The sequence below is a fragment of the Kitasatospora sp. NBC_01539 genome (genome assembly GCF_045040525.1).
In the GTDB taxonomy this organism is placed as follows: domain Bacteria; phylum Actinomycetota; class Actinomycetes; order Streptomycetales; family Streptomycetaceae; genus Kitasatospora.
In genome coordinates, this window is the sequence record NZ_CP109390.1 from 7,766,654 (window position 1) to 7,790,169 (window position 23,516).

Annotated in this window: 22 protein-coding genes; 6 read left to right on the plus strand and 16 right to left on the minus strand. The window is 74.3% G+C overall.

Annotated elements, in window-relative coordinates:
* Positions 1 to 193: 193 nt before the first annotated feature.
* Together OG335_RS33640 and OG335_RS33645 are read right to left on the minus strand one after the other, a co-directional pair.
* The gene (locus tag OG335_RS33640) at positions 194 to 1,996 is read right to left on the minus strand and encodes a hypothetical protein (protein ID WP_405014922.1); all 1,803 of its coding nucleotides are present in this window, start codon (positions 1,994 to 1,996) and stop codon (positions 194 to 196) included.
* Positions 1,993 to 2,754 (minus strand): ABC transporter ATP-binding protein, encoded by a 762-nt coding sequence (locus OG335_RS33645; RefSeq protein WP_405014923.1) that lies wholly within the window; start codon positions 2,752 to 2,754, stop codon positions 1,993 to 1,995. The genes OG335_RS33640 and OG335_RS33645 overlap by 4 nt, the downstream gene beginning before the upstream one ends.
* Before the next feature lie 231 nt (positions 2,755 to 2,985).
* Here OG335_RS33645 and OG335_RS33650 point away from each other — a divergent pair, with 231 nt between their 5' ends.
* Positions 2,986 to 3,597, plus strand: a complete 612-nt coding sequence (locus tag OG335_RS33650; protein ID WP_405014924.1) for a hypothetical protein — start codon at positions 2,986 to 2,988, stop codon at positions 3,595 to 3,597.
* 266 nt (positions 3,598 to 3,863) lie between these two features.
* On the opposite strand, the gene OG335_RS33655 is transcribed toward OG335_RS33650, so the two are convergent.
* Positions 3,864 to 4,208, minus strand: coding sequence for a RidA family protein (locus OG335_RS33655; RefSeq protein WP_405014925.1), 345 nt, complete (start codon positions 4,206 to 4,208; stop codon positions 3,864 to 3,866).
* Positions 4,209 to 4,437: 229 nt separating this feature from the next.
* On the minus strand, positions 4,438 to 5,484 hold the full coding sequence (locus tag OG335_RS33660) for a hypothetical protein (protein ID WP_405014926.1): 1,047 nt from the start codon (positions 5,482 to 5,484) through the stop codon (positions 4,438 to 4,440).
* 233 nt (positions 5,485 to 5,717) lie between these two features.
* Between OG335_RS33660 and OG335_RS33665 the strand changes: the two genes are divergently transcribed.
* Positions 5,718 to 6,347, plus strand: a complete 630-nt coding sequence (locus tag OG335_RS33665; RefSeq protein ID WP_405014927.1) for a glyoxalase — start codon at positions 5,718 to 5,720, stop codon at positions 6,345 to 6,347.
* A 108-nt stretch (positions 6,348 to 6,455) separates the two neighbouring features.
* Here OG335_RS33665 and OG335_RS33670 read toward each other — a convergent pair whose 3' ends face one another.
* Together OG335_RS33670 and OG335_RS33675 are read right to left on the minus strand one after the other, a co-directional pair.
* Positions 6,456 to 6,980, minus strand: coding sequence for a hypothetical protein (locus OG335_RS33670; protein WP_405014928.1), 525 nt, complete (start codon positions 6,978 to 6,980; stop codon positions 6,456 to 6,458).
* A 241-nt stretch (positions 6,981 to 7,221) separates the two neighbouring features.
* On the minus strand, positions 7,222 to 7,521 hold the full coding sequence (locus tag OG335_RS33675; protein WP_405014929.1) for a hypothetical protein: 300 nt from the start codon (positions 7,519 to 7,521) through the stop codon (positions 7,222 to 7,224).
* A 365-nt stretch (positions 7,522 to 7,886) separates the two neighbouring features.
* Here OG335_RS33675 and OG335_RS33680 point away from each other — a divergent pair, with 365 nt between their 5' ends.
* Together OG335_RS33680 and gap are read left to right on the plus strand one after the other, a co-directional pair.
* Positions 7,887 to 8,843, plus strand: a complete 957-nt coding sequence (locus OG335_RS33680; RefSeq protein ID WP_405014930.1) for a GlxA family transcriptional regulator — start codon at positions 7,887 to 7,889, stop codon at positions 8,841 to 8,843.
* A 130-nt stretch (positions 8,844 to 8,973) separates the two neighbouring features.
* Positions 8,974 to 9,972 (plus strand): type I glyceraldehyde-3-phosphate dehydrogenase, encoded by a 999-nt coding sequence (gap, locus tag OG335_RS33685; RefSeq protein WP_405014931.1) that lies wholly within the window; start codon positions 8,974 to 8,976, stop codon positions 9,970 to 9,972.
* A gap of 245 nt (positions 9,973 to 10,217) precedes the next feature.
* Here gap and OG335_RS33690 read toward each other — a convergent pair whose 3' ends face one another.
* The 4 genes from OG335_RS33690 to OG335_RS33705 all read right to left on the minus strand — a co-directional run bounded on the left by OG335_RS33690 (position 10,218) and on the right by OG335_RS33705 (position 13,656).
* Entirely contained in the window at positions 10,218 to 11,735 is a 1,518-nt protein-coding gene (locus OG335_RS33690) for a DUF2207 family protein (protein WP_405014932.1), read from the minus strand.
* A complete protein-coding gene (locus tag OG335_RS33695) occupies positions 11,732 to 12,283 on the minus strand; it encodes a LemA family protein (protein WP_405014933.1) in 552 nt (183 codons plus the stop codon). Before OG335_RS33695 ends, OG335_RS33690 begins: the two co-directional genes overlap by 4 nt.
* A gap of 265 nt (positions 12,284 to 12,548) precedes the next feature.
* Positions 12,549 to 12,959, minus strand: a complete 411-nt coding sequence (locus OG335_RS33700) for a hypothetical protein (protein WP_405014934.1) — start codon at positions 12,957 to 12,959, stop codon at positions 12,549 to 12,551.
* A 133-nt stretch (positions 12,960 to 13,092) separates the two neighbouring features.
* Entirely contained in the window at positions 13,093 to 13,656 is a 564-nt protein-coding gene (locus OG335_RS33705) for a PadR family transcriptional regulator (protein WP_405014935.1), read from the minus strand.
* A 126-nt stretch (positions 13,657 to 13,782) separates the two neighbouring features.
* On the opposite strand from OG335_RS33705, the gene OG335_RS33710 reads away from it, so the two are divergent.
* Complete coding sequence (locus OG335_RS33710) at positions 13,783 to 14,175, plus strand: nuclear transport factor 2 family protein (protein ID WP_405014936.1); 393 nt, start codon at positions 13,783 to 13,785, stop codon at positions 14,173 to 14,175.
* Between the two features lie 134 nt (positions 14,176 to 14,309).
* Here OG335_RS33710 and OG335_RS33715 read toward each other — a convergent pair whose 3' ends face one another.
* Together OG335_RS33715 and OG335_RS33720 are read right to left on the minus strand one after the other, a co-directional pair.
* Positions 14,310 to 14,945 carry a TlpA family protein disulfide reductase gene (locus tag OG335_RS33715; RefSeq protein ID WP_405014937.1) on the minus strand — a complete coding sequence of 212 codons (636 nt, stop codon included), beginning with the start codon at positions 14,943 to 14,945 and terminating at the stop codon, positions 14,310 to 14,312.
* A gap of 164 nt (positions 14,946 to 15,109) precedes the next feature.
* Entirely contained in the window at positions 15,110 to 15,694 is a 585-nt protein-coding gene (locus OG335_RS33720) for a TerD family protein (protein ID WP_405014938.1), read from the minus strand.
* An 879-nt stretch (positions 15,695 to 16,573) separates the two neighbouring features.
* Here OG335_RS33720 and OG335_RS33725 point away from each other — a divergent pair.
* Positions 16,574 to 18,241, plus strand: coding sequence for a ricin-type beta-trefoil lectin domain protein (locus OG335_RS33725; RefSeq protein WP_405014939.1), 1,668 nt, complete (start codon positions 16,574 to 16,576; stop codon positions 18,239 to 18,241).
* 187 nt (positions 18,242 to 18,428) lie between these two features.
* On the opposite strand, the gene OG335_RS33730 is transcribed toward OG335_RS33725, so the two are convergent.
* The 4 genes from OG335_RS33730 to OG335_RS33745 all read right to left on the minus strand — a co-directional run bounded on the left by OG335_RS33730 (position 18,429) and on the right by OG335_RS33745 (position 23,406).
* A complete protein-coding gene (locus tag OG335_RS33730; protein WP_405014940.1) occupies positions 18,429 to 19,052 on the minus strand; it encodes a histidine phosphatase family protein in 624 nt (207 codons plus the stop codon).
* Between the two features lie 181 nt (positions 19,053 to 19,233).
* The gene (locus OG335_RS33735) at positions 19,234 to 20,109 is read right to left on the minus strand and encodes an LLM class flavin-dependent oxidoreductase (RefSeq protein WP_405014941.1); all 876 of its coding nucleotides are present in this window, start codon (positions 20,107 to 20,109) and stop codon (positions 19,234 to 19,236) included.
* A 116-nt stretch (positions 20,110 to 20,225) separates the two neighbouring features.
* Entirely contained in the window at positions 20,226 to 22,436 is a 2,211-nt protein-coding gene (locus OG335_RS33740; RefSeq protein WP_405014942.1) for a SpoIIE family protein phosphatase, read from the minus strand.
* Between the two features lie 211 nt (positions 22,437 to 22,647).
* Complete coding sequence (locus OG335_RS33745; protein ID WP_405014943.1) at positions 22,648 to 23,406, minus strand: DeoR/GlpR family DNA-binding transcription regulator; 759 nt, start codon at positions 23,404 to 23,406, stop codon at positions 22,648 to 22,650.
* Positions 23,407 to 23,516 lie beyond the last annotated feature (110 nt).

Here is a 23,516-nt window from a genome sequence, read left to right on the forward strand (position 1 = left end):
CACACCGGGGAGCCGTCTCCGGCCCCCTACCCGGGTAGGGGGTGTCCGCGGACCCGCCCACGCGCCGTGCACCTGCCCGGCCGGAGCCTCCCACCCTTCGCGGGCCCGACGGCCGCAACCCCGGCCACGGCCCCCGGTCGGGGTCGCGGCCGGGGTTGCGGCCGGGGCTGGGCGGGCTGTGCAGGTCCGGCTGTCAGGCGGCCCCGCCCGGCCGGGTCTGCCGGGGCAGTTTGCCCGCCCGCGACCACGCCCACCGGAGCAGGACGGCGGCCAGTGCGGCGCCCACCGCGGCCGTCCGGCCGAAGGGAGCCGCGGCCCCGGTGCGCAGGCACTCGGAGAGCGGCAGCGCCAGGAAGGGAAGGGCCACGGCCGGACCCGCCGCGTACCAGCCGGCGAAGGCGATGATTCCCGTCCCGCCGCCGGCGGCCTGCGCCGGCCGGAAGAGCAGGTCGCGCCGGGCCGCGCCCCGGCAGGCGTTCACGAGACCGGCGCCGACCAGCGCCGGCACCACGAGGGGCGCGAGCCATACGGTCGGTCCGGCGCCGGACAGCACCGCCGCGACGGCGCCGGCCGTGCCCAGCAGCACGCCGAGCACGGTGGGGACGACCGCGTGGCGCAGCATGAGCCCGGCGAACGGGTAGGGCGACCAGGACGCCCGGCGTACGTCGTCCGTCTCGATCCGGGCCGGTTCCAGCAGCTGCGCCACGGCCAGGTAGCCGAAGAGCAGGGCGACGGCCGTGATCGCCCAGGACAGCACGCCCCGCGTCCCGTGGGCCGGTACCGCGCAGAGCAGCGCCGGCACGGTGAGCAGCACCGAGCGGCCGAGCCGTGCGGGTGAGCGGAGCAGCGCGAGCGCGTCCCGCCAGTACACGACCAGCCACGCCCGGCGGGGGGCCGGCAGCCGGACCCTGAACTGCCGGCTGCCGCCGGAGGCGGAGTTCACGGCCAGCCGTGCGGCGCGGAGCTCGACCGTCCGCAGGGCTGCGAGGACACCGGCCGCGGTGCGGGCCCGCTCGCGCAGCAGGGTCAGCGACACGGTGGAGGCGGCCCGGTCGGCGAGGACGAGGCACACCGCGGTCGGCACGAGCAGCAGGGCGGCGGCCGCCCAGGCACCGGGGACGGCGGCGGGCGTCGGGGCCAGTGCGGCGATCCCCGCCCACCCCCACGGGCCCGACCACAGCTCCACCTGCTCCAGCCCGTGCACGGAGTGCCCCGTGGCGGCGAGCGCGCTCTGCGCGGCGAGGGCCAGGATCAGCACCGAGGCGTACGGGGTGAGCCGGCGAACCCAGCGGGCGGCCCGGTCGCTCCGCTGCACCAGCAGTGCGGCGCTGACGCCGAGCAGCGGCAGACACACCCCGCCGACCAGGCACCAGCCGAGGGCCGCGAGCAGCCCGGCCCGTACGGTCAGACCGAGGGTGACCATCCCGCCGACGGCCATGAGGAGGCCGGGCACCAGGGCGAGCCCGCACGACAGCCAGAACCAGGGCCGCAGCACCGGGCGCGGACGGACCGGGTGCGCGAGCAGCCAGTCCGTCGTGGCCCGCGGCGGCACGACCGGCCCGCGCCAGAGCCCGTCGCGGACGGCGAGCAGCAGGGTGGCCAGCCCGAGGGCGGCGATGCCGCTCGGCATGGCGGCCAGCAGGGCGGGGCCGTGACCGGTGTAGTCGGCGCCCATGGAAGCCTGCAGGAACAGGCCGAGGCTCGGGACGCCTCCCCAGATGACCAGGATGAGCACGGCGCAGTAGGCCGCGAAGCCGATCTGCTTGGCCCGGTTGCGCCGGTGCGGGGTCCGCAGGGCGTGCAGCAGGGCCAGCGCCTCGTCGGTCCAGTCGTCGTCGGCGGTCCAGTCGTCGGGCGTCGCGTCGCCGTCCGTCGCGTCGTCCGTCGGGCCGTCCTCCGTCGGGCCGGGTGCGGCGGCCGCCGTCTCGGCCTCGTCCGCGGCGAGCTGCGGGTCGGCCGTGGTGGCCGGGGCGGCCACCGTCTCCGAGCCGCTCACCGGGCGCCGGCCGGTGCAGCAGGTCCGCGTCCGGTGGTGCGGCCCGCGGCCTCGGCCGCCAGGACCTTGCCCGGGGCGCCCTGCCGGACGATCCGGCCGTCCTCCAGCACCACCACCCGGTGCGCGACCTCCCGCGCGAGATCGGTGTGGTGGGTGACCAGCAGCACCGCCACACCGTCCGCGAGCTCGGCCTGGAGGAGCTCCGCCAGCCGCCGCCGCGCGTCGGGGTCGAGGCGCTGCTCGGGCTCGTCCAACAGCAGCAGATCGCGGGGCCGGACGAGGGCGCAGGCCAGGAGCAGCGCCTGCATCTGCCCGGAGGAGAGCGCGGACGGCAGCGCGTCGGCCCGCTCGGCCAGCAACCGGTCGTCCAGCACCTGCTGGACCCACGCGGGCGCGTCGGCGACACCGTGCGCGACCGCGACCAGCAGGAGGTGCTCGCGCACCGTGAGGTCCGGGTAGCAGGTGACCGTGTCGCCGACGACCGCGACCCTCGCCCGGATCCGCGGATCGTTCTCGTCCATCGGGAGTCCGTCGAACCGGACGGTGCCCCGGGTCGGCAGGTCGCGCCCGGCCGCGACCCGCAGCAGGGTCGACTTGCCGGACCCGTTGTGCCCGAGCAGCGCCACGCACTCGCCGGCGGCGAGCTTCAGGTCCACCGGGTGCAGCACCTCCCGGTCGCCGTACGAGCGGCTCACGCCGGTCAGCTGCAGCAGGGGCGGCCGCGCGGCGGCGCGCTGCGCGGCAGGGATCTTGGCCATGTGGACGGTGCCTCCCGACGATTCGTTCGACCACAGTACCGACCTCGGAGCCCCGCCCACGGACGGCGGACGCCCCGCGCCGTCGACCGCCTCCGCCGCGGGACCGCCGCCCCTGCCCGCACGGTGGACCCCCTGTCGCCCGGCAGTCACGGGGCGCTAGGGTCTGCGCGATCGTTCGTGAGGCGATCGACCGTGTGATCCGTTGTCGTGATCCGTTGTCCTGGGAGTGACGTGAACGTCCGCCTGGCAGTCCACCTGTGCGTGTCCATCGCGCTGGCGCTGGTCCTGGTCTTCACCGGCCTGGCGGTCGGGGGTCCCGTGCTGGGCCTGGTGGGCTTCGTCGTGTGGTACCTGCTGGAAGCGCTGGTCAAGGCGGTGCTCCCGACCTCGTTCCACCCCGGCGTCGAGGGGGCGCAGGCGACCTCCGCCGTGTACCGGGGCTGGGCGGCGAAGCTCGTCGCCGCCACCGGCCTGGCCGCCGCCCGGACCCCCGAGGCGGACGCGGCACGGCTCGCCTCGGGCATCCGGCTCTGCCTGCCCGCCTTCGGCACGCGCGACGGCAGCCAGACCCTCGGCTACCTGCTGCTGCAGCGCACCCCCGACGGCGGCACGGCACTCGCCTGGCGCGGCCGCGGCAAGGGACTGCAGATCCAGCCCCTCACCGACGGCACGGCGAGTTTCCCGCAGGGCCGCGTCCAGCAGAACGCGACGCAGGCCCGGCTCGGATACTCGCACCCGGTCGAGCTCGCCGGCGGCACGTACTGGCTGCTCGGCCACAACGCGGCACTGCTGAAGCTGGTCCTCGACCACAAGGGCGAGCCCGCGGCGCCGGTCGCCCCCTGAGCCCCGCCACCGGACCCACCGCCGCGCCGCCGGGATCGGCCCGCCACGGCTGCCACTGACCGCCGGGCCGGACTCGCCGAGCCGACGGCAGGGGGGCACGGCAGGCCGGCGACGGGCGTCCGCCCCGACCCCGGGGGCACGGCTGCGGTCCTTCGCAGCCCTGTCCGCCGTCGGCGTTCTCGCTCCGGGGTCGGGTGTCGGGGTCGTCCGTGCGACCGGACGCGGGTCGAGGCGGATCAGACCGCGGCGGGTCAGCCCACAGGGGGTCAGACCGCGGCGGTCACGATGATCTCGACGCGCACCTCGGGACGGTAGAGCTGGGCCTCGACGGTCGCGCGCGCGGGCGTGGCGCCGGCGGGCACCCAGGTGTCCCAGGCGGAGTTCATCGCGGCGAAGTCCTTGATGTCGGCGAGGAAGATCTCCGCGCGGAGCACCTTGGTCTTGTCGCTGCCGGCCTCCGCCAGCAGGGCGTCGATGCCGGCGAGGACCTGCTTCGTCTGGCCCTCGACGTCCTGGGTGATGTCGCCGGCGACCTGTCCCGCCAGGTACACCGTGCCGTTGTGCACCACGGCCTCGCTCATACGCGCGCCCGTGCCGAACCGCTGGATCATGCGGGAACCTCCTGTAGATCGTTCAGGAGGGCAGATCGTACCTGCGCCGTTCCGTGGTCGTCGGGCGCGTCCACGGGACGGCCGCCGGGTGCGTCCCGGCGGCCCACCGCCCGGCCGTAGCGGCCCACGGAGGGGGCCCCGCCACCCCGGTGCCGTGCGGTGATGCGCGGCGGCGCGGCGGCGTGGCGGCCGCCGTGGCGTCAGTGGCAGCTCCGGGGCGGCGGGTCCGTCATCCGTGGTGGTGGACCATGTCCTTGGTGTTCCGCATCCCCTCCGGCAGGGGCTTCGCCCGGGAGAGCCGCACGGCGACGCCGCGGGCGAGGTCGAACGCCGCCACGGGGTTGCCCCGGTCCGTCCAGGGGCCGGAGCCGCACCAGCGTCCGATCAGCCGGAACTGCTCCAGGGCGTCCGTGGACAGTCCGGCCCGGTCCAGGTGGCCGGCGAGTACGTGCCGCAGGACGGGCAGGCGCGGGTCCTCCGCCGGCACGGTGGCGAGCGAGGCCGCGACCGCCTTCAGTCGCCGCTTGGCCGCCCAGCTGACGGGGAACGCACGGGCGCCGCTGCGCGTGGTGAGTTCGGACAGCGCGTGCACGTAGATGCCGGCGAGCGGGCTGCCGACCGGAGCCTTGTCCATGGCGCGCCGGGCGAAGGCCATCATCTTCCGGTTCGAGCCGAACCACTTGGCGCACCAGTACTGCATGCCCTGCCAGTGCCCCTCGTAGTGGCACGGGGCGCGGGCGACCAGGCCGTCCCAGAGCGGCCGGAACCGGTCCGGGGCGTACTGGGCGCCGCGCGCCGCGGTGACCATGACCACCCACGGCGCCGGGTTGTCCGGTGCCAGGAGCGAGGCGCGGTGCGCCGCCTCGATCGCCGCCGGGAGCAACTGACGGAACTTCTCCATGTTCTGGGGCGGCACCTCGTGCGCGTACGCCCGGCCGCGGATCGCCCAGGCCTGGTGGACCAGGTGCTTGGCCTCCAGGGTCGCGGCGTCGCAGTCGCCCGGTTCGGCGGTGCGCCAGGCCGTCAGCCAGGCGTCGTCCTCCTGCGCTATCTCGGCGAGCAGTTCCAGCCTCGACCAGCGTTCGTCCCAGTCGTCGCCCGCCGCCCGGACGTGCGCCGCGGGTCGAGCATGGCGGTCGCCACCAGGCCGTACGCGGCGGGGTCGAAGCGGGACCTGGCCCAGTCGACGGCCTGCGACCTGCGGTAGGAACGGATCAGCGAAGGGGCGAGGCCCACCAGGACGACGATCAGCAAGAGACTCACGGCGCAGGATCATCGCAGGTCACCGCAGGCGGGAGCAACGGATATCCCGCTGCGGCACCGCGGACCCCGGAAGCGGGTGGGGGCGAACCGGCCGAGGGCCGGGGTGAAGGCGTGTCCGGTCGTGCGAGCAGTCTCGGCGGGGGTGCCGCCGTGCCGTCTCGCGCACCGACCGGTCCGGTCCCCGGCGGCAGCATCGATCAGGATTCGAGAAGCGCCGGCCGCCGGGCCGCACCTAGCGTGAGGGGCATGGCATCCATCGAATCCGTCACCCTCGACGTGGCCGACCCCGCGGCCGCGCACCACTTCTACACCTCCGCCTTCGGCCTGGACACGCAGATCCGCGTGCGGGCCTCGGAGGCCCCCACCACCGGTTTCCGCGGGTTCACGCTGGCGCTCACGGTGTCGCAGCCGGCGGACGTCGACAGCCTGGTCGACGCCGCCGTCGAGGCCGGTGCCACGCCGCTGAAGCCCGCCGCGAAGTCGCTCTGGGGCTACGGCGGTGTCGTGCAGGCCCCGGACGGCGCGATCTGGAAGGTGGCGACCTCGGCGAAGAAGGACACCGGTCCGGCCACCCGGAACATCGACGAGATCGTGCTCCTGCTGGGCGTCGCGGACATCGCCGCGAGCAAGCGGTTCTACGTCGAGCAGGGCCTCGCCGTGGCGAAGAGCTTCAGCCGCATGTACGTCGAGTTCGCCGCCGGGTCGGGCCCCGTCAAGCTGGCGCTGTACCGGCGGCGCGCCCTCGCCAAGGATCTCGGCGTCTCCCCGGACGGCACCGGATCGCACCGACTCGCGATCGGCGGCACCGGCGGGCCCTTCACCGACCTGGACGGCTTCGCCTGGGAGACCGCGTCGGCGGTGCCCGCCGCGAGCTGACGGCACCGGCCGGATCGGCACCGCCGCACGCCGGACGCCCGCACGCCGGGTGTCGGCGGGCGGTGTCCGTGGTGGGACCGGGCGCGGCCCGGACGGCAGAAGGGCCGGTCAGGCCTCGATCAGTGGGTCGTACGGGTTGCCCTCGGGAGTGAAGACGAGGACGACCTCCCGGCCGGGGCCGGTCGCGACCTCGTGCAGGCGGGCCAGCGCCGAGGCGGCGGTCGGCACGTCGAGGCCCAGCGCGGCGGCGGCGCGCTCCCGCCGCTCCGCGAGGTCGGGCATGTCCTGGAGGTACTCCTCGGCGAGTTCGTCGCTCTCCTCGCCGGTGAAGGCCTGGCAGTCGCGCCACCACGGGGCGGCCAGCAGGAGCTGCAGGAGCTCGGCCAGGCCGATGGCGACCAGTGCCGCCTGCCCCTCCGAGTCCGCGTAGAGCACCGGGCGTTCCTCGCCGCCGGTGCCGCAGAAGAAGAACGTGCCGCCGGTGCCGTCGCCGGCGAAGCCCTCCAGGGCCGCACCGGACGCGAGATGGACCTCCTCGCCGTGGTCGCTCCGGTCGAGTTCGAAGTCGCCCGGCCAGGCCAGGAATTCGGCTGCGGCCCGGTGCGTGCGGACGGCGGCGATCAGTGAGCGCATGCGCCGCACCCTAGCCGTGGCTGCCGACACCCGTCCCGCGCCGTCCGGCCGTTGACGGTGGTTCGGGCGAGCCGGTCCGGGCATCGGACGTGCCTGGCTCGTCGTGTACGTGGTGTACGCGGCCGACCGGCCCGGGGAACGGCGTCCTCCCGCCCGGACGCCCGTCACCTCCACCGGGCCGGGCCCCGTCACGGAGCGTCGGGAGTGGCCCGGCCGCGGTCACGGGAGTGCGGCGCGGACCTCAGACGGTGGATCCGGGCGCAGACGGTGCGTCGGTGTCCGAGACCAGTTCGGCGAGCCGGATGACATAGGCGTACGTCGACAGCCGTCCACGGATGCGGATGAGGTAGGACCCGTCGGAGCACTTGAAGACCTCCCGGCGGCGCACTGTCCGGAGACCGTACGCGTAGGTCCCCGCCGCATGCAGGAGGGCCTGTGCCGCGTCTTCCGCGCTGCCGTCGAACTCCGCGACCATGCGCGCGTCGCGGTTGGTGTCCGAGACGCCCTGGACGGGGACGGCCAGGACGATCCATCGGGACATGCAGCCACCGGCCTTCTCTCGGGCAGCGCCCCCCACGGCGCCTACGCGGCCAGTATGACAGGGCATCGGAGCGCAGAACCGCCCCTCGCCCCGCGGGTCCGCGCCCGAATCGGCCGCCCGGGTTTCCGGTTGACCTTCCGGTCACCCGGCATCCATGTCCCTGCCGCCGCCGCACCCACTCCGGCCCGTCCCCCTCCGTACGGCCGGACAGCCTGCCGCCGTCCGGCCGGATCCCGGAGTACGGGGTGGCGGTGGGGTGTTCCGGCGGGGGTGCGGGGTCTGACCCGGTGCCCTCCCCTCGCTGCCGGCGGTCTCGCCGTCCCCGGTGCCGGTGCGGCCCCGGGGGCGCCGCGTAGGCTTCTCCCGTGCCTGCCTCACGTCTGCATCACGTCGCCGTCCTCGTGCTCGAAGGTGCGAAGCCGTTGGACGTCGGGATCCCCGCGCAGGTGTTCACGACCCGCGCGAGCATGCCGTACGAGGTGCGGGTGTGCGGTGCGGCGCCGGGGCTGGTGACCGGTGGTGACGGCCTGTCGTACGCGGTCGCCCACGGGCTCGACGCGCTGGCCTGGGCCGACATCGTCTTCATCCCCGGGTACCGGTTCCCGGACCGTGACGACCCGCCGCAGGCCGTCCTCGACGCGCTCGTCGCCGCGCACGAGCGGGGTGCGCGGCTCGCCGCGATCTCGACGGGCGCCTTCGCGCTCGCCGCGACGGGCCTGCTGGACGGCAAGCGCGCGACGACGCACTGGCACTACACGCGGGCACTGGCCGCGAAGCGTCCGCGGGTCAGGGTCGACGAGAACGTGCTGTTCGTCGACGAGGGCAGCGTGCTGACGTCGGCCGGCGCCGCTTCGGGCATCGACCTGTGCCTGCACATCCTGCGGGCCGACCTCGGGGTGTCGGTGTCGAACCATGCGGCGCGGCGGCTGGTCGCCGCGCCCTACCGCAGCGGCGGCCAGGCGCAGTACGTGCCGCGCAGCGTGCCGGAGTCGCTCGGCGAGCGGTTCGCCGCCACCCGGGAGTGGGCGCTGCGCCGGCTGGGCGAGCCCCTCAGTCTGGACGTGCTGGCGCGGCACGCGGCGGTGTCGCCGCGCACGTTCTCGCGACGGTTCGTCGAGGACACGGGGTACACGCCGATGCAGTGGGTCATGCGGGCCAGGATCGACATGGCGCGTGAGCTGCTGGAACGTTCGCAGCGGGGTGTCGAGCAGATCGCCGCGGACGTCGGTCTCGGCACGGGCGCGAACCTGCGGCTGCACTTCCAGCAGATCCTCGACACCACGCCGAGCGAGTACCGGCGCACCTTCGCCCAGGGCAGGTAGCCCCCCGAGGCGGGCCCCCGGACCGGGCCGCGACCGCGTGGCGCGATCCTTTCGGACCGTGGCGATCACGCCGCTGTCACCGGCGGGTGCCGCGCGAGAACCTGGTGGAGAACCCGAAGGGACACCACTCATGACTCGCATCGCCATCAACGGATTCGGCCGCATCGGACGCAACGTGCTCCGCGCCCTGCTCGAACGCGACAGCGACCTGGAGGTCGTCGCCGTGAACGACCTCACGGAGCCCGCCGCGCTCGCCCGCCTCCTCGCCTACGACACGACGGCGGGCCGCCTGGGCCGTCCGGTGACCACCGACGGGACCACCCTCGTCGTCGACGGCCGCCGCATCGCCGTGCTCGCCGAGCGGGAGCCGGCGCAGCTGCCGTGGGCCGAACTCGGGATCGACATCGTGGTCGAGGCGACCGGCCGCTTCACGGCGGCCAAGGCCGCCCGGGCGCACCTCGACGCGGGCGCGAAGCGCGTGCTCGTCAGCGCGCCGGCGGACGGCGCCGACGTGACGCTCGCGTTCGGGGTGAACAACGACGCGTACGACCCGGACCTGCACACGATCGTCTCGAACGCCTCGTGCACGACCAACGCGCTGGCGCCGCTGGCGAAGGTGCTCGACGACCTCGCGGGCATCGAGCACGGCTTCATGACGACGGTGCACGCCTACACGCAGGAGCAGAACCTGCAGGACGGCCCGCACCGCGACGCCCGCCGGGCCCGCGCCGCCGCGGTCAACATCGTGCCGACCACGACGGGTGCGGCCAAGGCGATCGGCCTCGTCCTGCCCGGCCTCGACGGCAAGCTGTCGGGCGACTCGATCCGCGTGCCGGTACCGGTGGGGTCGATCGTCGAGCTCAACACGACCGTGGCCCGCGAGGTGACGCGCGAGGAGGTGCTGGCGGCCTACCGTGCCGCGGCGCAGGGGCCGCTGGCGGGTGTCCTCGAGTACTCGGAGGACCCGCTGGTGTCGTCCGACATCACGGGCAACCCGGCCTCGTCGATCTTCGACTCGGAGCTCACCCGCGTCGACGGCCGGCACGTCAAGGTGGTCGCCTGGTACGACAACGAGTGGGGCTTCTCGAACCGGGTGATCGACACGATCGAGTTCCTCGCCGCGGGCTGACCGCAGGCCGGTACGGCCCGAGCGCCAGGCGCCAGGCGCCAGGCGGCCAGTGGCGGACGGCAGGCGAGCCGGTGGTAGACGAGCCGGTGGCAGGTGGCAGGTGGCAGGTGGGCGGCAGCGGTTCGGCCGCCCCTGCCGGAAGGCCCGGGCTCCCGCCCCGTCGGCACGTGCGACGGGGCGGGAGCCCGGGCCTTCGTCCGGAGACTCAGGCGGTCAGGCGCTCCGGCGCTCCGGCGGTCAGGCGGTCAGGCGGTGACGAACTCCGCCGACCTGACCACCCGGGTGGCCGGTGACACCGCGAGGCGCACCACGCTGCCGGGCAGGACCTCCGGTGCGCCGGCCGGCAGGGCCCAGGCGACGGTGCGGTCCGCGTCGCCGGTGTCCAGGGCCAGGAAGCGCGGCGCGTCCTCGCGCTTGCGCGGTTCCATGCGGAGCACCTCGCCGGTGAGAGTGTGCGGATCCCGCCGCTCCAACACGACGAGGGCGAGGTAGTAGACCGTCAGCACGCCGAAGCAGGCGATCGCGACCGTCTCGCCCGGCAGGGGCCCCGGCCGCTCCATGCCGTCGCTCATCCAGCCCTTGCTGCTGGCGAAGTTGCCGGGCATCAACGCGAGGAAGGCCAGGAACAGCGTCCAGCGGCTGAAGCGGCCGGCCAGCAGGAGGGCGAGCAGGCCGATGAACACCCAGCCGAGGCACAGCAGCAGCCCCGGGCGGCGCAGTGAGTGGCTCGGGTCGGGGCCGTCGGTGACCGCCCAGTCGGGCTGCCGAACGATCGCGAACAGCAGCAGTCCTACGGCCACCAGCGCCGCCGCGCCCGCGAGTTGGAGCAACTGCGGAGTGGTGGAGCCGAAGCCGGGACGCAGGCGCGGGTAGCGGATCCGGACCGGGCGCCAGGCACCGCCGTACGAGGACCAGACCCGGCGCTTGTCGCCCGCGTCGAAGCCCAGCAGACGTGCCGCCCGGCCGGTGACGCCGAGCGCGGCGCCGTAGCCGAGGTAGCGGTCCCAGACGGTGACGGCCGCGGGCGGCAGCGGGGCGAAGTCCTCGTGCGCCGCGAGCCACGCCCGGACCCCGGCCCAGTGCCCGGCGCGTTCGAGCCCGAGCGGTGTCGCCCGCTCGCCGAGCGCCCTGGTCAGTACGTACAGCAGCGCGGCTGCCGGGATGATCCCGACCGCGACCGCGCCGCGGACGTTGTGCCCGCCGGTGACGGCGCCCAGGGCGAACAGCACGCCGGGGCCGAAGGCGGTGAGGAACAGGGCGCCCGAGAGCAGGGGCCCGAACCGGGACCGCGACAGCCCGCGCAGCCGGGCCTCGGCCACGATCTCCTGACGCAGCGCGCCGTTCCACGCCTTCGCGCGTTCCTCGGCGCGGAAGGCGATCGCCCCGATCGGGGCGCCCGAGGTGCCGGCCCGCTCGGTGACACGGTCGAGGACCCGCCGCTCGTACGGGGTGAGGTCCGCGGCGTCCTTGCCGGTGAGGTGCACCGTGCTCTGCGCCGGGTCGTCGGCGGGCTGCCGCAGTTCGAGGAGGCCGCGGGCCGCGAGGTCCAGGAGGGTGGCCGCGGCGGCGTGGTCGACGGACCGCCACCGGTTGGCCAGCAGGGCGACGACGGCGGGCGGCTCCGGCTCGGGGCCGAACTCCTGCGTGGCGGGGCCGGTGGGCACGGCGCCGTTGCGGGTGGCCGCGAGGGAGAGTCCGAAGGCGGCGAGCCAGAGCGCGAGCAGCGCGGCACCGCCCCAGTGGAACTGGGCGTCGAGGGTCACGCGAACCTCACCTGGGCCGCGTCCTGCGCGGCGGTGCCGGCCTCGAAGTACTCGCGTCGGCCGTGCGCGCCGCCGAGGTGGGACACGAGGTTCCCCGGGAAGCTCTCCAGGGCGGTGTGGTAGCTCTGCACGGCGCTGTTGTAGAACTGCCGCGCGTAGGCGGTCTTGTCCTCCGCGGAGGTCAGTTCCTCCTGCAGGAGGGCGAAGTGCCGGTCGGCCTTCAGCTGCGGGTAGCTCTCGCCGAGGGCGAGCAGCCTGCCCAGGGACGCGGTCAGCACGTCCTCCGCAGCGGCCTTGTCCGTGACGCCCGGGCCGCTGCCCACGGCCACTCCCCGGGCGGCGACGACGGCTTCGAACGTGGCCCGCTCGTGCGTGGCGTACCCGCGCGCACCCTCGACCAGGTTCGGTATGAGCTCGTGCCGCCGCTTCAGCTGGACGTCGATCTGCGCCCAGGACGCCTGCGTCTGGTTGCGCAGCCGAATCAGACGGTTGTACGTCCTGACGACCCACCACACCAGCACGGCCAGCACGGCAAGAATCCCACCCACGATGACACCCACGGTGTCGCCCTCCAAGAAACATGACCCTCGTGCTCCGGCCGGCCCGGGCAGGTCGTGGTGATCTTAAGGGCATGCGCGGGCCGGGTGCCGCGATTATGGCGGCGGTCCGACCGGGGCGGGCGCCTTGGCGGCCGGGCTTCTTTCGTCTGCGGACGGGTGCGCCGGGGCCGGGCGCGGCCGGGGCGCCACGAGCGGCCCCGGGCGGTGCGGTCCGGGCCGCGTCCGGGCCGCGTCCGGGCCGCGTCCGGCGGTGTCAGGCCTCGCGGGTCCGTGCCGGTTCTCCCCGCCGGCCGTTCCGTGTGACGGCGGCGATCAGTCCGGCCACGGCGGAGGTCACCAGGAGGCTGCCCACCATGACCATGCCCGCACCGACCACGTAGAGGCCGCTGGAGTCGTCCGACCAGTCGTAGAGCACGGCGGCGGTCAGGCCGGCGGAGGTGCCGACCACCGCGCTCGCGACATGGCGCCGGGACGCCGCCCAGTACACGGACACCAGCAGGGTCAGGACCAGCCCGATCACCTGCCACGCCTCGTACGGGCCCGTCTCCGAGCCGTCGGGGTGCACGTCACGGTGCTGGTCCCAGCCCAGCCAGGCGGCCCAGGCCGCGAGCGCGACGAGAACCGTCAGCAGGAGGGGAACGAGATGCAGTGTCTTCCGGCGCATGGCGCAATCGTCCCGGTCGGCCCCGGCCGCGGGGCAGGGCGGATGTACTCACCTCCCGCTGAGTACCCGGACGGTGTGTGGCCGCCCGCCTGCCAGGCCGCCACGGGGACGGTCAGGGCCGGCCGGCGCGGCCTCACCCGGCCTGCGCCCGCCCGCCGAGGACCCGGGCCGCCAGCTCACCCCAGCGGATGTTCTCCTGCTCGAACGCGATCCCGCGCAGCAGGGTCAGGTACGGGCCGACGCGCTCGGCGGTGGCGAGGTACTGCTCCTCGCTGCGCCCGTCGAGGAGTTTCGCCCGGAGGCGTTCGTAGCGGGCGAGTTTGACGGTGGCCCAGTCGATCCGTTCGGCGACGGAGGCCCGGACCGCCGCGGCGTCGCCCGCGTCGGCGGACTGGACCTTGACCAGGAGTTCGTCGCGGATGGCGGTGGGCCGCGACGGCGGCCGGGTCGTGTAGGCCCGGACGGCCTCCCGGCCTGCCGCGGTGAGGGAGAACAGCCGCTTCGCGGGCCGCCGTTCCTGCTCGACCACGCGCGCCTCGATGAGGCCCTCGCCCTCCATGCGCTCCAGCTCCCGGTAGAGCTGCTGGGGCGTCGCCGTCCAGAAGTTGGCGACGGAGGCGTCGAAGCCCTTGGCGAGGTCGTACCCCGACGCCTCGCCCTCCAGGAGGGCGGCCATCACCGCGTTGCGCAATGCCATCGCGCCAACGTAGCACCTGGTCACCGGCCCGGTGGCGGTGCTGCTGCGGCTCCCCTGGACACCTGTCCCGGGCGCCTGCATACTCACCGAATCACCTAGTCAACTAATTGAGTATTCGGAGGACCCGTGCACGCCTTCCGCAAGGCCGTCGAGGACCGCGACGAGGCCGCCCTGACGGCGCTGCTCGCCGACGACGTCGTCTTCACCAGCCCCGTCGCGTTCAAGCCGTACCCCGGCAAGGCGATCACCGCGGCGATCCTCCGCGGCGTGCTGCGGGTCTTCGAGGACTTCACGTACATCCGCGAGATCGCGAACCCCGACGGGCGTGACCACGCCTTCGTCTTCACCGCCACCGTCGCCGGCCGCGAGATCCAGGGCTGCGACTTCCTGCACTTCGACGACGAGGGCAGGATCGACGAGTTCACCGTCATGGTCCGCCCGCTCTCCGCCGCACAGGCCCTCTCCGAGGCGATGGGCGCCCAGTTCGACCGGATCGCCCGCGAGGCGGCCGCGCAGTGACCGCCGGGGCGCCCACGCTCGCAGCCACGGCCACGGCCACGGCCCGAGTGGCCCGACTGCCCCGACTGGCCTGACCCGACGGGCGGTTCGGACGCCCGACCCGTGCCGTCACCCTCCCCAGGGGGCCGCAGGGATCACGGCACCTGCGGCCGGGGCGCCGGCTCCGCGAGGACCGGCCTGATCATCGCCTCGACGGTGTCGGCGCTCTGGGCGCCGAACGCCCGGGCGGCGAGCCCGCCGTCGCGGTCGACCACGATGGTGGACGGGATGAACTTCGGATTGATGCTTCCCTTGGGGAACTTGAGGACCTGGGTGCCGTCCTGGTCGTAGACGCTCGGGAACGTGATGCCCTTGCTCCGCTCGAACGCGACGGCGTTGTCCGGGTCGTTGTCCTTGGTGTCGATGCCGAAGAACTGCACGCCCTGCGCCCGGTACCTCTCCCAGAGCGTCTGGAGCCCGGGCGCCTCGGTGCGGCAGGGGTTGCACCAGGAGCCCCACAGGTTCAGGACGACCACCTTGCCGCGGTGGTCCGACAGGCGGATCGGGCGTCCGTCCAGGGTGGTGCCGGAAATGTCCGGGGCGTCCTGGCGGTGGCCGGGGGCGGCGGTCGCGAAGCGGCTGCCCTTCGCGGTGACGAGGCCGTCCCGACTACCGCTGTCGGCAGCCGGTCCGGACGCCGAACAGCCGGCGAGGGCGGGTGCGAGTGCGGTGAGCGCGGCGACGCTGGTCGCCGCGACGAGCCGGGTGCGGGAGCGCTTCGGGCCGGGCATGGGCAGAGCCTCGCACGGCGGGATCGGTCCGTCCGCCGAGAGGGGGCGACGTGCGCCCGCCCGAGGCGGATGCCTGCCGCCCGGTCGCAGGCTGCCGGTACGAGGGATCGCCGGACCGTCCCGCTTCCGGCCCGCGTTCCGGCTTCCCGGCCCGACGCCGCCCGCTACTTGCTGACGGCGAAGCGCATGAGGTCCCGCTCGTCGCCCTGCTTGATCTTGCCGGTCTCGTTGATCACCTGGAGCTTCCAGCCGGTGCCGACCCGCACGGCCTTGGCCACGGCGCAGCCGTTGTCGCTGGTGAGCAGACTCGGCCAGATGTCGGCGACCTGCTGGCTGCTGCCGCCCGTCGCGTCGTACACCTTGAAGCTGATGTTGCGCGCGTTCTGGAAGGCGCTGCGCTTCTTGTAGGCGGCGGCGACGAAGACGATGGCGGTGATGTGGGCGGGCACCCGGGCGAGGTCGACGGTGACCGTCTCGTCGTCGCCGTCCCCGTGCCCCGTCTGGTTGTCACCGCTGTGCACGAGAGAGCCGTTGCCCAGCGGGTCCAGCGAGTCCAGCCCTGCCATCCGGACCGGATCCTGGCCCTGCATGGCGATGGCGATCAGGTCGAGGTCGGCGCCGACCTTCTGCCGGAACTTGCCCATCAGCCCGCCGCTGCTCCCCGCGGTCGGATCCCAGGACACACCCACGGCCAGGTGGGTCACCCCGTCCAGGTCCGCCGGGCCGTCGTCCTTCGTCAGCGTGATCATGCGTGGTCCTCTCGGTCGCGTTACTGCTCCGTACACAGTCTGCCCGGTGCGCCTGCCGGGCGGACCACCGAGGTCGGAGTGCGCGGTGGCGGCCTGCGGACGGTCCGGAAGGATGCGGACGGACAACCGTGGGGACGACCGGGACGGCCCCGAGGTTCCTGCCGCCGACGGCCGGCCCGCCGCTCCGCGTCGACCGGAGGGAGGCCGTCCCCGCCGTCGTGGAAGAACCGCGACGTGAAGTGCCCGAGCGCCCGCAGCTCGGCGGCGGTCGTACCGCAGTTCACAGTGCACCTGGACGTGGCGGTCGTGATCGCCGTCCGCGTCGTCGACCTCGAACCCTCGGCTGGTTCCCGGACCTGCCGTCGCTGCCCCGGGTTGCACCGCGTACTGCAACTGCGCCGGTCGCGGTCGCCGATCCGGTCGGCCGTTCGCGGGAGCGCTCTCAAGCCCTGCGCGGGGGCCAGGGCTGCCACGGCAGCGTCGACCGCGGCCGGCCGCGCCGCCACGGCATCCACGAACCGGGCGGACCGCGCTGCGTCGTGGAGCGCACCTTCGCCCCGTTCCACCGGCCCGGGCGCCTCGCCGGCCGCGGGGGGCGCCGACTCCGACTCCACGATGCCCTGGCCTCGCTGACCTGCTCCTTCATCTGTCGACGCAGGCTCAGAAGAGTCAACTCACCACTCCGTCACGAGCTCTGACGGGCGTGAGCCTGCACCCTGTCAGGGGTGAGGTGCGGGGTGCGTTCGCGGGGGTTCCCGGAAAGATGAACGTGTTCACCTTCTTGTTGAACGGATGGCCGATCGCCATGCTGCATGCATGACATTTCTCAGTGGACGGCCACGTCGCCGTGCGTGGAAGAGAGCGCTCTCATTGATACCCGTGGTCGCGGTCACGGTGGCGGCCACCGTCGTCGCGACGGCGAGCGCCGACGCGGCGGTGCCTCCGACGCCGTCGGGCTTCTCGCTCACCTGGAGCGACGACTTCAACGGTGCGTCCGGGACCGGCATCGACCAGAGCCTGTGGAAGTACGACACGGGGCCGGGCAGCAACTTCGGCACCGGTGAGATCGAAACCATGACCAGCAGCACCTCGAACGTCTACTACGACGGCCAGGGGCACCTGGTGCTCCAGGCCCTGCACTCCGGTTCCGACCCGCGGAGCGGATGGACCTCCGGGCGCGTGGAGACCCAGTCGGCGGGCTTCGGCGCCCCGGCGGGCGGAGTCGTGCGGATCGAGTCCGTCCTGCAGCAGCCGAACGTCAACACCGCCAACGGTGCGGGGTACTGGCCGGCGTTCTGGATGCTCGGCGCACCTCTGCGCGACGGTGTGACCTGGCCGAAGTCCGGCGAGATCGACATCATGGAGGACATCAACGGCCGCAGCTCCGTCTTCAGCACGATCCACTGCGGGGTGAACCCGGGTGGTCCGTGCAACGAGTCGACCGGCATCGGTTCGGGCGAGCGCGCCTGTTCGGGCTGTCAGACCGGCTTCCACGACTACGCGGCGGAGATCGACCGCTCGGTGTCGCCGGAGCAGGTCCGGTTCTACCTCGACGGGAACAACTTCTACACCGTCAACGCCAACCAGGTGGACGCGACGACCTGGGCCAACGCGATCGACCACCCGTTCTTCATCATCTACGACCTGGCGATCGGCGGCGGCTTCCCGGACGCCTTCGGCGGGGGCCCGAACGCGGCAACGGTCTCGGGCGGCAAGCTGATCATCGACTCGGTGGCCGTGTACAACAAGGGTGCCGGCTCCGGTGGTGGCGGCGGCGGTTCGGTGACGGGCCAGTCGATCACCGGCCCCGGTGGCAGGTGCGTGGACGTGGCGGGTGACGACGCCGGCGGCGACGGCGCCGCGGTGCAGCTGTGGGACTGCCAGTCGGGGGCCAAGGACCAGCACTGGACCTGGAGCGGCCAGACCCTGCAGACCCTCGGCAAGTGCCTGGACATCGCCGGCGGCAGCAGTGCCGCAGGTACGAAGCTGCAACTCGCCACGTGCAACAGCGGCGGCTACCAGTCGTGGGTGCGGCAGGCCGACGGCTCGCTGCGGAACCCGGCCAGCGGCCGGTGCGTCGACTCCCCGTCCGGCGGCACCGCGAACGGTACCCGGCTGCAGATCTGGGACTGCAACGGCTCCGGCGCCCAGAAGTTCGCCATCGGCACCCCGATCTACGGTCCGGGCGGCAAGTGCGTGGACGTGGCGGGTGCCGACACCGGCGGCGACGGCGCCGCGGTCCAGCTCTGGGACTGCCAGCAGGCGACCTCGCTCGACCAGAAGTGGACCTGGAGCGGCCAGACCCTGCGCACGCTGGGCAAGTGCCTGGACATCGCCGGCGGCAACAGCGCAGGCGGCACGCAGCTCCAGCTGGCCACGTGCAACGGCGGCGGCTACCAGAACTGGGTCGTCAACACCGACGGCTCGCTGTCGAACCCGACCAGCGGCCGGTGCGTCGACTCGCCGTCGGGTGCCACCGCGAACGGCACTCGGCTGCAGATCTGGGACTGCAACGGCTCCGGCGCCCAGAAGTTCGCCCTGGCCTGAGAACGAGCCGCACCTCGGCCGTGCACGGCGAGGGGCCGGCCCGGCGACTGCCGGCCCGGTCGTGGCTGCCGCGGGGCGAACCGCCCCGCGGCAGCCGCCCGCTACGGACCCACCGGCAGCGAGGCGAGTCGGAGAGCCTCGCCGGACTGACCGTCAGAACCTGCCGACCAACGACGAGTTGACGCGATCAGCCGTACAACTCGGGTGGGAATCCTGTCCATCGCAGTTCGGTGGGCAGGTGCCCCATGTCGTTGTAGAAGAGGACCGAGGAGGGCCGGTCGGGCGCGTAGCGGATCACCGTCAGAGCGGCGTTGCAGTGGTTGAGGCCGATCCAGCGCCACCTCGGTGCGTCCATGGCGTGCCGGACGAGCCAGCCGATCAGGAAGTTGTGGGTGACGACCAGTTCGTGACGAGTCTCGTCGCCGTCCACCGGCCCGGTGAATCGGGCCAGCGCCTGACGGGCGAGAACCGGGCCTCGCTCGCGCTCCTCAGCCGTGGAACGGTCGAGGAAGCGGAGCAGGAAGTCGGATGACTCCGGGGGGAGTTCGCCTCTCTCCGGCACATCGGGGAGGTAGTCGCCGGCAGCGTCCGAGACGTGCAGGGGAACGTCCTTCAGCTGTTCTCCGATCAGGCGCGCGGTCTGCGCCGCCCGGGGCAGCGGACCGTGGTGAACGGCGGAGAAGGGGACGTCCCGGAGTCTCTCGCCGAGCAGCACCGCCTGCCGGCGGCCGTTCTCCGTGAGACCGCTCTCGTCCGGCAACGCCTCGCCGTGCCGGACGAGATGCAGGTAGCGGGTGGCCGTGCCGGTCATTCCGAACTCCTTCGCGCCCGCCACCGATCGTGTGCGTCGTCCTGGAGTGGACGCCGCCCCGGCCGGCCCCGGTTCCCTCCGGACACGTCCGGTCGGCACAGGACACGTCCTGCCGGACCTCCTCGGGACTGCCCGGCCGGCGATGCCACGGACGGTGGCCGGGCCGACCGTCCGAGCGGGGTCACCGGCGTGCGAGCGCGTCCAGTACGGTCCCGAGCTGCCGCACGGGCTCGGGGCCGACGACCCGCAGCACGACCGTTCCGGCCCCGGCCGCCGCCAGCTCGCGGATGCGCTCCGCCGCGTCCGCGGCACCGCCGGAGACGGTGAACACCTGCTCCGGCGGACGGCCGAGCCAGGCGCCGTGACCCTCGACGCTGGGCCGCAGGGTCTGCGCGACCTGTTCGGCGTCGTCGCCGACGCAGCAGAAGGCGAGGACCGTGACGCTGTGGGCGTCGTCGCCCCCGCCCTGGCGGATCAGCTCCCGCGCGTTCTCCACGTCACGCGGCCCGTGGCCCTCGGCGATCAGCGTGCCGTCCGCGACCCGCCCGGACAGTTGCAGTGAGCGGGGCCGCACCACGCCCGCGATCACCGGCGGCGGCTCGACGGGCGGATGCACCAGCCGGATGCCGTCGAGGCGCACCTCCCGTCCCTTCAGCTCGACCGACTCCCCGCGCAGCAGCGCGCGTACCGCGTCGATCGTCTCCTCCAGCAGGGCGAGCGGCGACCGCGGCGCGACGCCGACCGAGACCATCCACTCGGCCACGCCGTGCCCGATCCCGGCCACGAGCCGACCGGGGAACACCCGTGCCAGCGTCGCCAGTTCCATCGCCAGCAACGCGGGACTGCGCAGCGGCGCGGGCGTGATCCCGATGCCCACCCGCAGCCGTCCGGTGGCTCCCAGCGCCACGGCGGCCGCCGACACGCCGCCGTTCCACCCGAGGTCCTCCACCACCCAGAGGTCGTCCACCCCGAGGGCCTCGACCTCGCGCGCGAATGCGGGCAAGCCTTCCGGGGCCCAGTCGCGGTCGTACATCACGCCGATTCGAAGACTCGTCATGCGCCGTAACCTATGCCGCGTCCGGGCGGGTGATCAACGATCCGGCGGCCCGGCGGCCGGTGCCCGGTCTCCGCAGCGCGCGGCCCCCGGCCGGGTGCGCGGCCCCGGGTGCGCGGCTACGGGGACGGGTGGTCGTGGGTGCGGAGCAGCAGGAGGGCGATGTCGTCGGTGTGCCGGCCGGCGGGCCAGTTGCGGTGCACGAGGTCGTCGATCAGCCGGTCGAGGTCCTGGTCGCAGTCGGCTGTCGGGCCGTCGGCGAGGTGGCCGGCGAGGTGGTCGGTCAGGCAGTCGGTGAGCGCGGTCGTGGCGTGCTGGAGGTCAGTGCCGGGGAGCTCCACGAGGCCGTCGGTGTAGAGGGCGAGCAGGGTGCCCGGCGGCAGGGGCACGGTGGTGCCGGGGTAGGCGGCGGCGGTGTCGATGCCGAGGAGCGGGCCGGGTTCCACGGGGAGGACGCCGGCGCTGCGGCCGTGTCCCATGAGGGGTGGCACGTGTCCGGCGCCGGCCAGGTCGAGGCGTCGGGCGTCGAGGTCGAGGTGGGCGTAGAGGCAGGACACGAGGAGGTCGGGGTCGAGGTCGGCGAGGACCCGGTTGGTGCGGGTGAGCACCTGGGCGGGTGTGGCGCCGGCGGTGGCGTGGGAGTGGATGGCGGTGCGGACCTGTCCCATGAGGGCGGCGGCGGTGGCGTCGTGGCCCTGCACGTCGCCGATCACGGCGGCTGCGGTGCGGTCGCCGAGGCGGATGAGGTCGTAGAAGTCGCCGCCGATCTGGGCTCCGTGGGTGGCGGGCAGGTAGCGGCAGGCGGCGTGCAGGCCCGGGACGTGCGGGAGGGAGCGGGGGAGGAGCGCCTGCTGGAGGTGGGTGGCGAGGGCGTGCTGGGTGTCGTAGAGGCGGGCCCGGTCGACGGCCTGGGCGATCAGCCCGGCCAGGGAGGTGAGGACCGCGCGTTCGTCGGCGGTGAAGTCGTGCGGACGCTCGTAGGAGAGGATGCAGCATCCGATCGGGGTGCCGGAGACGGTCAGGGGGAGGAACGCCCAGGCCTGTTTCCCGCTGAGCCGCGCTGCCTGCGGGTAGCGGCGGCCCAGGTCGGCGGGGTCGGGGAAGAAGGCGGGGGTGCCGTCGGCGATGACCTGGCCGGCCGGGGTGAGGGTGGTGTCCAGTGGCAGTCCGTCCAGGCGGCGGATCGTTTCTGCGGGGTACCCGTGGTGGCCGGTGATCCGGAGGCGTCCGGCGTCGGCGGTCGACAGCACCAGCCCCTGGGCGCCGAAGGCGGGCAGCACCTGCCCGGCGACGAGGCCGGCGACGTCCGCGACGCTCACCGCCTCGGTCAGGGCCGCGGCCAGGTGGGCGAGCTGGTAGAGGCGTCCGGCCGACGAGGCGGTGGCGGTCGCCGTGGCAGGGGCCCGGCGGGCCTCGGAGCCGTCGTCGCCGGAGGCGGCGTCCGGCGGCTGCCGGCCGCCGGGCCGCGGGGTGATGCGGACGCTGATGCCGCTGGTGTCGGGGAAGAGCCGGACGTCGAGCGGGGTGCCCGAGGGGTGGAGGGCGGTGAAGGCGATCGGTTCGCGGCTGATGACGGCGGCCCGGTACTTCTCCTCGTGGATCGGGTCGTCGAGCCAGGGCAGCGCCTGCCAGGGGCGCAGGCCCATGAGCTGGTCCGCGGGGCGGCCGAGCAGGTCGGCCGCCCCGTTGGTGATGAAGGTGATGCGGCCCTCCAGGTCGAGGGCCAGGCTGCCGCCGGGCAGCCGCTCCGCGAAGTCCGTGGCCGCCGTGTGCGCCGCGGACCGCGGCGGCGGGCCGGGCCGGGCCGCGGGGACGGTGCGCGGCCGGTCGGGCAGCGACGCCGCCCCGGGCGCCTCCTCCACGCGGTGGGCGATGCGGCGTGCGCCGGCCGTGAGGTGTGCGCGCTCGCGTGCACCGGCGTGTCCGGGCCGGCCGGCGGGCCACAGCAGCAGGAGGACGCCGTGGCGTCCGCGCGCGCCGTCCATGGGCGCGGCCGCCAGGGCGAAGCGGTACGGGAGGACCGCGGCGGCCCTGGGGTAGCGCCGCGCCAGTTCCTCCTGCGAGCCGACCCAGACGAGCGCGCCGTCGCGCAGTGCGTCCGTCACGGGCAGTTCGGCCGCCAGGGGCACGTGCTTCCACGGTGCGACGATCTCCGCCGGCATGCCGCACACGGCCACCAGTCGCAGCGCCGCGTCGCCGCCGTGCCCGGCGTCCGGGAGGTAGACGATCCCGGCCGACGCTCCGGTACGCCGTACGGTGTCGGCGAGTGCTGCGTCCAGGATCCGGTCCGCCCGGGCGGCGCTGTCCGGCGGTCCGTTCGGTTCGGACATCCGACACCCCTGTCGGCCGTCGCGATCGCCCCCGCCGACGCATCCGGGGGCCGGCGGGGCGCCGCGGGTCTCCGTGCGGGCCCGCGTACCGGGACCATACGCCTCCGGGTGGCGGCGGCGCGCGGTGTGGCGTGACGGGCGTCGGGCCTGGGCGTCGGGCTCGGGTGCCGGCCCCGGTCGTCGGCCTCGGTCGTCGGCCCGGGCCGGGTGTTCAGCCGGCGGTGAGGATCTCGACGCCGCGTGCCGTGAGCCGCTCGACGACGGGGTGGTGGGGGTCGGCGTCGGTGACGAGTCCGCTGATCTCCTCCCAGGGCAGGACGCGGAACCGCGAGGCCGTGCCGATCTTCTCGGACGAGGCGAGGATGTAGGTGTCCGCGGCCCGCGCGGCCAAGGCGCGCTTCATCGCGGCCTCCTCGGCGTCGCCGGTGGTGAGGCCCGCCTCCGGGTGGACGCCGGTGACGCCGAGCAGGCAGAGGTCGGCCGAGACGTTCTGGGCGGCCTCCACCGCGGCGGCACCGCAGGCGACGGCCGAGTGCTTGAAGACGCGGCCGCCGAGCAGGAAGACCTCGGCGTGCGGACGGTCGAGGAGCGCGACCGCGATCGTCGGGCTGTGGGTGATCACGGTGCAGGCCAGCTCCGGCGGGAGCATGCCGGCGACGGCGAGGGCGGTGGTGCCGCCGTCGAGGATCAGGGCGCTGCCGGGCCGGACGAGTGCGGCGGCCGCTGCCGCGACCTTCTGCTTGCCGTCGGGGGTCACGGTCTTCCGGGCCGCGTAGTCCGCCACGGCGGGGGAGACGGGCAGTGCCCCGCCGTAGACGCGGTGGCAGAGCCCCTCGGCGGCGAGGTCGCGGAGATCGCGCCGCACGCTGTCCTCGGAGATGCCCAGGTCGGCGGCGACGTCCTTGGCGACGATCTTGCCCTCGCGGGCGAGCAGGCCCAGCAGGTGGTCACGCCGTTCAGCAGCCAGCATCCGCGTTCTCTCCTGTTCTTGCACGATTTTGCATGTATCGTAGCGCGCCATGACCGACAAGCCCATTCCCATCCCCATCGCCGGGCCCCACCGGTCCGGCCCCACCGGCC

Excerpts from the sequence above, each read along its gene's own strand:
- OG335_RS33715 (WP_405014937.1), bottom strand. The coding sequence starts at position 14,945 with ATGCCCGGCCCGAAGCGCTCCCGCACCCGGCTCGTCGCGGCGACCAGC.
- OG335_RS33675 (WP_405014929.1), bottom strand. The coding sequence starts at position 7,521 with ATGTCCCGATGGATCGTCCTGGCCGTCCCCGTCCAGGGCGTCTCGGAC.
- OG335_RS33730 (WP_405014940.1), bottom strand. The coding sequence starts at position 19,052 with ATGACCGGCACGGCCACCCGCTACCTGCATCTCGTCCGGCACGGCGAG.
- OG335_RS33705 (WP_405014935.1), bottom strand. The coding sequence starts at position 13,656 with ATGGCATTGCGCAACGCGGTGATGGCCGCCCTCCTGGAGGGCGAGGCG.
- OG335_RS33700 (WP_405014934.1), bottom strand. The coding sequence starts at position 12,959 with ATGCGCCGGAAGACACTGCATCTCGTTCCCCTCCTGCTGACGGTTCTC.
- OG335_RS33660 (WP_405014926.1), bottom strand. The coding sequence starts at position 5,484 with ATGATCCTGCGCCGTGAGTCTCTTGCTGATCGTCGTCCTGGTGGGCCT.
- OG335_RS33735 (WP_405014941.1), bottom strand. The coding sequence starts at position 20,109 with ATGACGAGTCTTCGAATCGGCGTGATGTACGACCGCGACTGGGCCCCG.
- OG335_RS33720 (WP_405014938.1), bottom strand. The coding sequence starts at position 15,694 with ATGATCACGCTGACGAAGGACGACGGCCCGGCGGACCTGGACGGGGTG.
- OG335_RS33665 (WP_405014927.1), top strand. The coding sequence starts at position 5,718 with ATGGCATCCATCGAATCCGTCACCCTCGACGTGGCCGACCCCGCGGCC.
- OG335_RS33670 (WP_405014928.1), bottom strand. The coding sequence starts at position 6,980 with ATGCGCTCACTGATCGCCGCCGTCCGCACGCACCGGGCCGCAGCCGAA.
- OG335_RS33655 (WP_405014925.1), bottom strand. The coding sequence starts at position 4,208 with ATGATCCAGCGGTTCGGCACGGGCGCGCGTATGAGCGAGGCCGTGGTG.
- gap (WP_405014931.1), top strand. The coding sequence starts at position 8,974 with ATGACTCGCATCGCCATCAACGGATTCGGCCGCATCGGACGCAACGTG.
- OG335_RS33745 (WP_405014943.1), bottom strand. The coding sequence starts at position 23,406 with ATGCTGGCTGCTGAACGGCGTGACCACCTGCTGGGCCTGCTCGCCCGC.
- OG335_RS33740 (WP_405014942.1), bottom strand. The coding sequence starts at position 22,436 with ATGTCCGAACCGAACGGACCGCCGGACAGCGCCGCCCGGGCGGACCGG.
- OG335_RS33645 (WP_405014923.1), bottom strand. The coding sequence starts at position 2,754 with ATGGCCAAGATCCCTGCCGCGCAGCGCGCCGCCGCGCGGCCGCCCCTG.